The 11,168-nt window shown below is 46.3% G+C and carries 8 protein-coding genes and 1 pseudogene; 7 read left to right on the plus strand and 2 right to left on the minus strand.

From position 1 onward, the window contains the following. Nucleotides 1–468 precede the first annotated feature (468 nt). The 5 genes from L2713_RS18840 (at nt 469) to L2713_RS18860 (ending at nt 5,775) form a co-directional block, all read left to right on the plus strand. Complete coding sequence (locus L2713_RS18840) at nt 469–2,985, plus strand: TonB-dependent receptor plug domain-containing protein (RefSeq protein ID WP_248968940.1); 2,517 nt, start codon at nt 469–471, stop codon at nt 2,983–2,985. A 197-nt stretch (nt 2,986–3,182) separates the two neighbouring features. Continuing rightward, nucleotides 3,183–3,863, plus strand: coding sequence for a response regulator transcription factor SsoR (ssoR, locus tag L2713_RS18845; RefSeq protein WP_248968941.1), 681 nt, complete (start codon nt 3,183–3,185; stop codon nt 3,861–3,863). 180 nt (nt 3,864–4,043) lie between these two features. Then, nucleotides 4,044–5,171: a M14 family metallopeptidase gene (locus tag L2713_RS18850; RefSeq protein WP_011716955.1), complete on the plus strand. Its 1,128-nt coding sequence runs from the start codon at nt 4,044–4,046 to the stop codon at nt 5,169–5,171. 8 nt (nt 5,172–5,179) lie between these two features. Next, nucleotides 5,180–5,497 carry a hypothetical protein gene (locus L2713_RS18855; RefSeq protein WP_039977219.1) on the plus strand — a complete coding sequence of 106 codons (318 nt, stop codon included), beginning with the start codon at nt 5,180–5,182 and terminating at the stop codon, nt 5,495–5,497. Next, nucleotides 5,494–5,775 (plus strand): YeaC family protein, encoded by a 282-nt coding sequence (locus L2713_RS18860; protein WP_011716957.1) that lies wholly within the window; start codon nt 5,494–5,496, stop codon nt 5,773–5,775. The genes L2713_RS18855 and L2713_RS18860 overlap by 4 nt, the downstream gene beginning before the upstream one ends. Nucleotides 5,776–5,846: 71 nt before the next feature. Here L2713_RS18860 and ansA read toward each other — a convergent pair whose 3' ends face one another. Both ansA and sppA read right to left on the minus strand, forming a co-directional pair. Beyond that, complete coding sequence (gene ansA, locus L2713_RS18865; RefSeq protein WP_086903976.1) at nt 5,847–6,860, minus strand: asparaginase; 1,014 nt, start codon at nt 6,858–6,860, stop codon at nt 5,847–5,849. Nucleotides 6,861–6,970: 110 nt separating this feature from the next. Next, nucleotides 6,971–8,815 (minus strand): signal peptide peptidase SppA, encoded by a 1,845-nt coding sequence (sppA, locus tag L2713_RS18870; protein WP_248968942.1) that lies wholly within the window; start codon nt 8,813–8,815, stop codon nt 6,971–6,973. Nucleotides 8,816–8,980: 165 nt separating this feature from the next. Here sppA and L2713_RS18875 point away from each other — a divergent pair, with 165 nt between their 5' ends. Both L2713_RS18875 and L2713_RS18880 read left to right on the plus strand, forming a co-directional pair. Then, nucleotides 8,981–10,999, plus strand: coding sequence for an oxidoreductase (locus L2713_RS18875; protein WP_248968943.1), 2,019 nt, complete (start codon nt 8,981–8,983; stop codon nt 10,997–10,999). A gap of 100 nt (nt 11,000–11,099) precedes the next feature. Further along, nucleotides 11,100–11,168 (plus strand): annotated as a pseudogene (locus L2713_RS18880) (valyl-tRNA synthetase); the annotation flags it as partial.

Here is an 11,168-nt window from a genome sequence, read left to right on the forward strand (position 1 = left end):
AATCACAACTTATTCATTTTGTATCAGTGCGTACTGTGAAATCCCTGATATTTACACGATTCTTTCTGTTGCAATGATTACCAATATGCATATTTCTTCATAATTAATCGGCACATTATTCTGTGTGTTAGATAGTTGTTCATCAAAAAAGAGTGACGCACGTCACACTTTTGAGGTTCGCGGATGTTTGTTAAATGTTATTTTTTTAACAGTTTTAATCGCTATTAATTACTGGGTTATACGGTTTTTAATGCTGTAAATAGAAGTGAGTTAGCATTCAAGATTGCAATTAAACAAATATTTTACAATAAGAGGCAAAATAATAAACAAAATAGTTTTTAAGGTTAAAAAAATGAAGATTGACTGAATGAAAGTGAATCCTCAGTATCAAGCGCAACAGTCGTACAGCAAATTGTTGTACAAGCTGTAAGCATAAAAATAATAGTAAGATCTAGGGAGCATTCATTCATGATCAAAAGAACCAAAGTTGCGTCGGCTATTAATTTAGCTGTCGTTAGCTCAATTGCTGCTGGTACCTTTGTAGCATCAAGCGCATTTGCAGCTGAAGAAACTGCAAAAGTTGAGCGTATTGAAGTCACGGGTTCACGTATTCAACGTCAAGATATGGAAACAGCTTCTCCTGTTACCGTTATTGATGCTGCTGCAATCAAAGCCGAAGGCTTTACCTCTGTAGACCAAATGCTACAAGTTCAAACTTCAATGGCGGGTGCTGCGATTGGTTCAACCACAAACAACGGTGCTGATGGTGTTGCACAAGTTGACTTACGTGGTATGGGCTCGCAACGTACTCTCGTGCTATTAAACGGCCGTCGCATGGTGAACTCTGGTTCAGGTGCTGACAGTGCTGTGGATTTAAACTCTATCCCAGTTGCTATGATCGCTCGCGTTGAAATCCTGAAAGACGGCGCTTCAGCGGTATACGGTTCTGATGCGATTGCCGGTGTAGTGAACATCATCACTAAGAAAGATTTCGATGGTTTCCAATTAGACTTCAACGGCAGCGGTACCGATAAAGGTGACGGTCAAAACGGTGATGTGAGTGCACTGTATGGCTTTAACACCGATGGTGGTAACTACACTTTTGGTGCAGCTTACTCAGATCGTCGTGGTGTGATCCAAGGTGACCGTAGCTGGACTGAGCCAGGTGCAAGTTCATTCATCCCAACAGGTTCGTTAGGCGGTAAAGTTCAAGACGCTAACGGTAACTGGGTAAACCGTACTTATGGCTATGACTTTACACAAGATAGCTACTACCAAACGCCAAGCGAGCGTCGTAGTTTGTTCGCAAACATGACTCAAGAGTTAGGTAACGATGTGGTATTAACCGCTGATGCTATCTACACTAACCGTCGCTCAAATCAGCAAATGGCTGCTCAACCTGCAGACATTATGCTGAACGTATGTGGTGACCCACATGTGCCAGCAGGTGAGCCTTGTGTCACTTTAGACAGCGCAATGACTGCTGCTGGCATCAAAGCTGACGACAAAGGTTTAGTAAACTACCGTCGCCGTACCAATGACGTAGGTCCACGTATCTATACTCAAGATACTGACACTTGGCGCTTATCTGGTGGTTTAGCGGGTACTTTAGATGTACATACTGGTATGAACTGGGATGTCACTTACACCTACGGTAAAAACCAAGCTAAAACTGCTGTAGAAAACTCAATCAATGCTTCTGATATGGCTACCTCAATCTATGCAAGTCCAGATGCATGGTTCAGTGGTGCACCATTAACTCAGCAAATGATCAATGACATTAGCTACACAGAAGAAGCGAAAGGCGGTAACGAGCAACAAACACTGTCTGCTGGTCTGAACGGTGAATTATTCGACCTGAGCGCTGGTGCGGTAGGTTTCGCTATCGGTGCTGAATACCGTCGTGAAAGTGGTTTCTACACGCCAGACGAAGTGGTTATCGCAGGTGAGAGTACTTCTGCTCAACAAGATCCAACTGATGGTAACTACAACGTTATCTCTATCTTCCAAGAAGTTAGCGTACCATTCACCGAAAAACTAACGGGTGAATTTGCTCTGCGCTTAGACGATTACTCAACTTTCGGTAAAGCAACTACTTGGAAAATCGGTTTAACTTACAATGCCACTGACGAGCTGATGGTTCGTACCGTAGCTGCAACAGGTTTCCGTGCTCCAAGCGTAGCTGAGCTATATGGTGGTAACTCTGGTTCATATGACTACTTAGATGATCCATGGGGTAATGCTCAAGATCCACAAATCTTAGTAAACCGTACTTCAGATCCAGATTTGAAACCTGAAGAGTCAGAGTCTTACACTGCTGGTTTAGTGTACTCACCAAGCTACCTCGATGGTATGTCAGTGACACTTGACTACTGGCGCTTCAAAGTAGACAACGCCATTGCGCGTATGGATACTCAAGCTGGTTTAGATGCTTGTTATGCTGGTGACCAAACAGCTTGTGAAACTTTCAATATCGGCCCTAATGGCGATTTGGATAACTTAACCAACGCGTTAACTAACGTAGGTTCACAAGACACTAGCGGTATCGACTTCAACTTAGCCTACAACTTCGAGCTGATTGGCTTAGATTGGAAAGTCGTCAACGATACCACTTACTTAGTGAAGTTTGAGCAGGATGGTGAAAACTATACCGGCACTATCGATGGTAACTTCGGTGCATATGCTCGCGTACGTAACAACTTCAGCATCTCTGCTGGTCAAGACGATTGGAGCGTAATGTACTTCAACCGTTATATCGGCGACATGCGTGACCTGAGCGAAGGTAACAAAGTGGGTGATATCCTGTATCACAACATTTCTGGTACTTACCATATCAATGATATGGCAACTGTAAGCTTAGGCGTGAAGAACTTTACCGATGAAAAACCATTGACCGTATCTAACGGTAGTGATGGCGGTACTGTTCCAGAAGTTTACGATACTATCGGCCGTACTATTTACGGTGGTGTAACTGTTAAGTTCTAATATTAACTAGAACTCAGCCTAGAAAAGCGCCTTCGGGCGCTTTTTTGTTTTGGTGCAAAAGGTTACAAGTGGTTATCTATTGCTGCCAACTTGATCACAATTAAGCTAAAACTGATTTTTAATCATCTTCTAACGCTAGAGACATATTTTTAGTTATGGTAACATAAATGATATTGATTCTCGTTTGGTGTTTAGGGATGAGTAAAATACTGTTAGTCGATGATGATCCATTATTCAGAGTTTGGTTAACTGAGGCGCTGAAAACACAGGGACATGAGGTTGAATGTGCCGTAAATGGCATTGAAGGGCTGAAACGGATCCGAAGTTTTATACCCGACATTATTATGCTCGATCTGGTGATGCCACAAATGGATGGTTTTTCCCTATTAGAGGCGAGAGACTGTATGACGCCGATTATGATGCTCTCTGCCCGTGACAACGAGGAAGATAGGATCAGAAGTTACGAGCTTGGTGCGGATGATTTTCTAACTAAACCTTTTAGCATTAAAGAGTTACTAGTGCGTCTGCATGCTCTTGAGCGGCGATTATCTCCCCGTCCCATGGCGCAAATGGCAATCGAGCAGGCGACCGCTCAGCCAGTCAAATTCGATGAAGCCGCCTATAGGATCACCATAGGTAAAAATGCCGTGGAACTGACGCAAACCGAGTTTAGGCTGTTTAAATATCTGTTCGAACGTAAAGGGCAAGTGATCACTAAGCAGGAATTGCAAAAATCGGTGTTGCAGAAGGACTTAGGCCGATTCGATCGCAATTTAGATATGCATATCAGTAACACGCGGCGCAAACTGGCAAATACCCGTTTACCGCGGACATTAATCAACACGGTCCGTGGTCAAGGATACAGTTTTTCTGCTTGATGTGTAGTGAAAGGCTAACAAACTTGGCACTGATGAATTAAAGCGCGACTGCTGGCTTCTTAGGCAATTTTAGTCGCTTTCATTTTCCCCTGATACGGATTTGGTTTATTCTAACGGGCATTAAAGCAGATGTGCATTTAGCATCATTACCCTCACATGAATAACCAAGTAGGAATCATTATGCGGATCAGTGCCAATTTTGATGGCGGAAATATCCAAGTCATTAATCTTGATAATAAAGACGATATTCAACTGGCAATCCGTCCCGATGCGGGCGGTGAGTTTTATCAATGGTTCAACTTCCGATTCGAAGGTGAGGTGGGTAATCAATACACCTTGAATATCATCAATGCGGGCACGGCTTCCTATCCTAAGGGCTGGCAAGATTATCACGCGGTCGCCAGCTACGATCGCCAACATTGGTTCCGTGTGCCAACCCAATATATCGACGGCAAACTGAGCATTCAGTTAGCGCTTGATTGTGATGCGATTCAAATCGCATACTTTGCGCCCTACAGCTATGAGCGTCATTTAGATCTTCTCAGCAACGCACAATTGCATCCCGATGTTAATCTTGAGCATTTAGGTCTGACCTTAGATGGCCGTGATATCACCCTGATGAAAGTGGGCGATGGCAATCCTGATAAACGCAATATTTGGATCACAGCAAGGCAACATCCCGGTGAAACCATGGCGGAATGGTTAGTCGAAGGCTTAGTGAATCGTCTGCTGGATAATGATTGTCCAACAGCAAAAGCGTTGCTCGATAAAGCAAATTTTTACATTGTGCCTAACATGAACCCGGATGGCAGCGTAAGAGGTCATCTGCGTACCAATGCGATTGGGGTTAACCTTAACCGTGAATGGCAAACCCCGAGCTTAGAAAGAAGCCCTGAGGTCTACCATGTAGTGCATAAGATGCAGCAAACGGGCGTCGATTTATTTTACGATGTCCATGGTGATGAAGGTCTGCCCTATGTATTCCTCGCGGGTTGTGAGGGCGTGCCAGCTTACAATGAGCGATTGGCACAGCTGCAAGCTGACTTTAGTCAGGCATTAACCTTGGCCAGTGCCGATTTCCAAACCGAGTTTGGTTACGCTAAAGACGAACCTGGTCAAGCCAACTTGACCGTGGCCTCTAATTGGGTAGCGCAAACCTTCGATTGCTTATCGAACACTTTAGAAATGCCTTTTAAAGACAACAACAATCTGCAGGATCCGTTTGTGGGTTGGTCACCAGAGCGCAGTATTTATTTAGGCGAAGCGTCATTGATTGCCATGCTCGCCGTGGTTGATAAGTTAAGATAGGTGCGACTATGGCATTAATCGAATGTCCAATCTGCCGAAAACGTATGTCGAGCAAAGCGCCAGCTTGCCCGCATTGTGAGGCAAAAACCAATGGTGACAATAGCTCGCTCGCTCGGATCAGTCATATCCAAAAATCCAGCAGCTTAATGAACCAAAGCTTTGTCGCCATGACGCTGTTTATTGCTGGGGTAGTGATTTGGTTTTGGGGCGGTGAGCCTGCCGAAGGCTTACGCGCGACCATTGGCGCCATCTGTTTTGTCTTTGGTTTTGTGGGCTATTTAATTACCCGCGTTAGAATCGTATTACATAAGCGAAAGAGTGTATGACCGACATTAATCAAGTAATCGACCAAATGCCCGAAGAAGTCTATGAAAGGCTGCGTAGCGCCGCTGAATTAGGCAAATGGGAAGATGGCACTGTATTGACCGAAGCCCAGCGTGAATCGACTCTTCAAGTGGTGATGCTCTATCAGGCGCGTCGCTTAGATCAAACGGAGCATTTCACCATAGCTGCCGGTGGAAAATTAAATGAGCTGTCGAAGGCGGAGTTGAAGAAACAATTCCGTGGCGAGTCGATTGCCGAGTTTAAAGCTGACGAACTGTAATCGCAGAAGTTGATGCTTCAACAATAAAAAGCCCACTAATGTGGGCTTTTTCATGCGCAGCGTTTCGATATTTAGTCGGGGCTGAGCTCACCAACCAAGTTTTGCAACATGGCAGTTTTAATTTCGCTCGGCTTTAGGTTTTTCGACAGCAGATAATGCAACTTCGCCAGTGCGGCTTCAATGGTCATGTCTGCACCACTGATCACCCCCGCTTTGGCGAGGGCATTGCCCGTAGCGTAGCCGCCCATATTCACTTTGCCTTGGAAACATTGAGTTAGGTTCACCAACACAATTCCACGCTCATCCGCTTGCTTTAGGGTATCGAGTAATGCCTTATCTTGCGGTGCATTGCCCACGCCAAAGGTCAGTAAAATGAGCGCCTTAACGGGTTGCTGCAGAATATTCTCAAAAATTTGCGTCGAAATGCCAGGATAGAGAGTCACCACACCGACGGGCTGTGGGCTGATATTAGCCACTTCTAACGGTTTATCGCTTGGGGTGGCAATTTTACCTGCTCGCAGATTAATTTTGATCCCTGCTTCAAGCAGTAAAGGGAAGTTTGGTGAGGCAAAGGCATCAAAGCCATCCGCGTGGGCTTTGGTAGAACGATTGCCACGGAACAGTTTGTTATTAAAGAACAAACACACTTCCGCCACCGGATAATTAGCGGCGATATACAAAGAGTTGAGCAGATTGGTTTGACCGTCGGATCTCAGCTGTGCCAAAGGAATTTGTGAGCCAGTGACAATAACAGGCTTTGACAGACCTTGAAGCATAAAGGATAAGGCCGATGCGGTGTAGGCCATGGTATCTGTGCCGTGGAGGATCACAAAGCCATCGTATTTATCGTAATTGGCCTTGATATCATCGGCGATCATTTGCCAGTCGGTCGGTGCCATGTTTGATGAGTCGATGAGCGGGCAGTACTCGTGGATCACAAACTCAGGCATTTCGTCATGGTAAAACTCGGGCATGGATTGGACGCATTGGGTCAAAAAACCCGCCACCGGAGCAAAACCATTCGCGGTTTTTTGCATGCCTATGGTGCCGCCCGTATAGGCGACGTAAATGGAGCGTTTAGTCATTCTTGTCGTTATCTTAGCTGCAAGTGAGCTAATTATACGATTTTGCAGGCATAAACCCAATAAAAAAGCCCGAAGTATCGGGCTTTTGTGTCTTTCATCTTGAGTCTGTGTTAGTTGATAGCACAGCTGTCACAATACACATACACATGGTTAGGATCGTTAAAGGCCGCGATGGTCTTTAAGTTGCCCGTCCATTGCGCCAGCATTTGCTCAAGCAGTGTTGAATGGCTGAGTGACGCGGGTAAATAGGCCGACACAGAGGCAAACATTTGCTGTACAAAACGCTGCTCAGGCGTGAGCTCTTGCTCAATCACACGGGTGTCGAACAGGCTTAAATCCGCAAGTTTAGCGGCTTTAGCAACGGCTTGGTCGATATCACCAAGCTCATCCACTAAACCTAACTCTAGGGCTTTTTTACCACTCCACACACGGCCTTGGGCGATGCTATCCACTTGTTCTAAGGTCATTTTACGTTCTTTAGCGACCAGAGATATAAAGTCTAAATAGCCACGCTCGATATGGCGCTGGATAACCGATTCGATTTGTGGCGAGAGGGTACGAGTCACTGACAAACCTGCCCATTCTGAGGTCGATACACCATCGGTATGAATGCCTAAGCTGGCGAGTGAATCTTCGAAAGTAGTGATCATCCCAAAGATCCCGATAGAACCCGTCAGTGTGGTTGGGGTTGCGAAGATATAATCGGCGCTGGCCGAAATCCAATAGCCACCGGACGCCGCAAGGCTACCCATACTCACTACCACTGGTTTACCCGCTGCTTTGAGGGCGAGTAATTCTTGGCGAATTTGCTCTGAGGCAAAGGCGCTACCGCCAGGGCTGTCGACGCGAAGTACTAGCGCTTTGATATGCTTATCAAATCGCGCCTTGCGTAACAGCTCTGCAGTGCTATCACCACCGATTTGGCCGGCGGGTTGGCTGCCATTTAAAATAGTACCGCTGGCAACGATAATGCCAACACTGTCTTGCTCAACGAAGCTTGGCAGAGGCGTCACTAGGGTTAAATAGTCGTAAAAGCTGACTTGTTTGAAGCTGTCACCCGACTTCTCTTTCCCCACGCTATCGAGCATGACTTTACGGAACTCTTCGTCGGTCGCTAATGTATCGACCCATTTCATATTGATGGCCATAGTGGCGGAATCGCCTTCGGCCTTATCGAGTTGCGCGAGGTAATTTGCCGAGTCGAGCACTAAGGTATTGGCATCGATTTGGCGATTTTCCACCACGGTTTGAGTGTAACTCTGCCAAACATCGGCGAGTAGGGCGCTACTGGCTTCTCTGGCCGCATCCGACATATCGTCACGCATGTATGGTTCTACTGCGGATTTAAAGGTGCCGACGCGGAAAATGTGGGCTTTTATCTTGAGCTTCTCAAGGGCAGACTTGAAGTATTGGTTATACATACTTAAGCCATCGAGGGAGACGCTGCCTTGGGGATTGAGGTAAATGGTATCGGCAAAGCTGGCAAGAAAGTATTGGTTTTGCTCGTAATAGTTTCCAATTGCCACCACCTTTTTGCCGCTTTCTTTAAAACGATTCAAGGCATCGCCAATGGATTGTAATTTGCTGATCCCTGCGCGTTTTAGCTCGGCTAAGTCTAAGACTATCGTGCTGATCCTGTTATCGTGCGCCGCGTTATCAATCACATAGATAATATCTGCCAGCAGGATTTCGCCATCGCTACTGCCGTTATTGCCTTGTTTAAGTGCGGCTTCAATCGGGTCGACCTGCTGTTTTTGATCGACAATGGAGCCCGCCAGATTAAGCACCAATGCTGAGTTATCTTCGACCTGAATATCTTCACTGCTGCCAATGGTAATGAGGATGATGGCGAGGAAGCCAAAAAAAATCAGGTTGAGTATGAATTTACGGATCCCGTTGAGGGTGTTCCATATAAATAAACATATTCTCTTGAAAAACGATGGGTTAGCGGACATTAGCCACTCCTTTGCTTATCGAATGTGCCAATGCTAACTGAAAATCCCCTCACTGGCTAAACACAATTGTAAAGGATTTTAACTTTTAACCCCCTAGCAACAGTTGAGCTTACATTTGACTCAAGGTATGCTCATTTAAATCACTTGTTTAAAAAGGATGTTTGAATGTCGTTTCCCCATTTATTAGAACCCTTAGATCTGGGATTCACCCAGCTCAAAAATCGTGTGTTAATGGGCTCCATGCACACGGGTTTAGAAGAAGAAAAGGGCGGATTTGAGAAACTGGCAGCGTTTTATAAAGAGCGCGCGTTAGGCGGCGTCGGTTTAATTGTCACCGGCGGTATCTCACCCAACCTACGTGGTCGTTTGACTCCCCATGCGTGTCAGCTGAGTTTTCCCTGGCAAGTCGGTAAACACCGCATTGTGACTCAAGCGGTGCACGAGGCTGGCGGTAAAATTTGTATGCAAATCCTGCATGCGGGGCGCTATGGTTACCATCCTTTTTCGCAGGCGCCGAGTAAAATTAAGTCGCCTATAACTCCCTTTACACCTTCGGCCATGTCGAGCCGCCAAGTACGCGCCACCATTAAGGATTACGCCAGTTCTGCCGCTTTAGCGAAAAGAGCGGGGTACGATGGCGTTGAAGTGATGGGCTCTGAGGGGTATTTGATCAACCAATTTATCAGTTTGCGAACCAATACCCGCACCGATGAATGGGGCGGCAGTTTTGAAAAACGTGCACAATTCCCGATTGAGATTGTGAATGCGATTCGCGCCAAAGTGGGCAAAGACTTTATCATTATCTTCCGCTTATCCATGCTCGACTTAGTCGATAACGGCTCCACTTGGGACGAAGTCGTGCAACTGGCCAAGTGGCTTGAGCATGCTGGGGTGTCGATTATCAATACCGGGATTGGCTGGCATGAGGCCCGTGTGCCAACCATTGCGACTAGCGTGCCTCGCGGCGCCTTTGCTTGGGTGACTGAAAAACTTAAAAAGTCGGTTTCAGTGCCTCTGATTGCCACAAACCGTATCAATACGCCTGAGATTGGCGAGCAAATCATTGCCTCTGGTCAAGCGGATATGGTGTCAATGGCCCGGCCGTTCCTAGCCGATCCTGAATTTGTGAATAAAGCGGCGGCCAACACGCCAGAGCTTATCAATACCTGTATCGGCTGTAATCAGGCCTGTTTGGACCATACTTTCTCTCTGAAACGTGCCACTTGCTTGGTCAACCCCCGTGCCTGTTATGAGACCGAAATTAACTTTTTACCCACCAGTAACAAGAAGCGTATCGCAGTGATGGGCGCAGGTCCCGCTGGGATGGCATTTTCAGTGTATGCGGCGATGCGCGGTCATGAAGTGGTGCTCTTTGAGGCGAAATCCGAGGTGGGTGGACAGTTTAATCTGGCTCGTAAAATCCCAGGAAAAGAAGAGTTTAACGAGACAATTCGTTATTTCCTCAATCAAATCAAACTGCATAAAATCGACTTGCGCTTAAATACCCGTTTAGATGCTAAGGTACTGGAAACCGAAACGTTTGATGAAATTGTTATCGCTTCCGGCGTGGTACCGCGTGAGTTAAGCTTGCCAGGTTTTGATAGCCCCAAAGTGGTGGATTATCAACAGGTGCTGACGGGCCAAGCCACGATTGGCGACAAAGTGGCCCTGATTGGTGCAGGCGGTATCGGCTTTGATATGGCGCATTACCTCTGCGAATCTGAGTCGAGTACGCTTAATCCTGAAAAATGGTTAAAGCAGTGGGGTATAGACAAGCAATATCAGCATGCGGGTGGGTTAGCCGAGCCTGAAGTCGATAATAGCGATCATAGACAAGTCTATCTGTTACAACGTAAGACCTCTAAGATGGGTCAAGGCTTAGGTAAAACCACCGGCTGGATCCACCGTTTAGTGCTAAAACAGCACGATGTGAAGATGAAAACCGGCGTCAGCTATGACAAGTTTGATGATGCGGGCCTGCATATCCGCGTTGGCGAGCAAACCGAAGTGTTGGCCTTGGATAATGTTATCCTCTGCGCCGGACAAGAATCTAACCGCACCTTAGTCGATGAGATGAAAGCAACGGGTATTCCTGTGCACTTGATTGGCGGTGTCGATGTGGCCGCCGAGCTCGATGCAAAACGTGCCATTCGCCAAGGCGCCGAGCTTGCCATGCGGTTGTAGTTTTTATGCGGTTTACTAACAAAAAAGCCTGAGTCAGACTCAGGCTTTTTTGTTGATTGTGTCTCGTCCTGAAATACGTTGACATAAAGAGGATTTCTTTATGACAACATCAATTAACTCAAGCCGTAAGCGCACACAACGAGATTACACCTTAGCCTTTAAATTAGGC

This window comes from Shewanella seohaensis (assembly GCF_023283775.1).
GTDB classification, from domain to species: domain Bacteria; phylum Pseudomonadota; class Gammaproteobacteria; order Enterobacterales; family Shewanellaceae; genus Shewanella; species Shewanella seohaensis.

Excerpts from the sequence above, each read along its gene's own strand:
- L2713_RS18840 (WP_248968940.1), top strand. The coding sequence starts at position 469 with ATGATCAAAAGAACCAAAGTTGCGTCGGCTATTAATTTAGCTGTCGTT.
- ssoR (WP_248968941.1), top strand. The coding sequence starts at position 3,183 with ATGAGTAAAATACTGTTAGTCGATGATGATCCATTATTCAGAGTTTGG.
- L2713_RS18850 (WP_011716955.1), top strand. The coding sequence starts at position 4,044 with ATGCGGATCAGTGCCAATTTTGATGGCGGAAATATCCAAGTCATTAAT.
- L2713_RS18855 (WP_039977219.1), top strand. The coding sequence starts at position 5,180 with ATGGCATTAATCGAATGTCCAATCTGCCGAAAACGTATGTCGAGCAAA.
- L2713_RS18860 (WP_011716957.1), top strand. The coding sequence starts at position 5,494 with ATGACCGACATTAATCAAGTAATCGACCAAATGCCCGAAGAAGTCTAT.
- ansA (WP_086903976.1), bottom strand. The coding sequence starts at position 6,860 with ATGACTAAACGCTCCATTTACGTCGCCTATACGGGCGGCACCATAGGC.
- sppA (WP_248968942.1), bottom strand. The coding sequence starts at position 8,815 with ATGTCCGCTAACCCATCGTTTTTCAAGAGAATATGTTTATTTATATGG.
- L2713_RS18875 (WP_248968943.1), top strand. The coding sequence starts at position 8,981 with ATGTCGTTTCCCCATTTATTAGAACCCTTAGATCTGGGATTCACCCAG.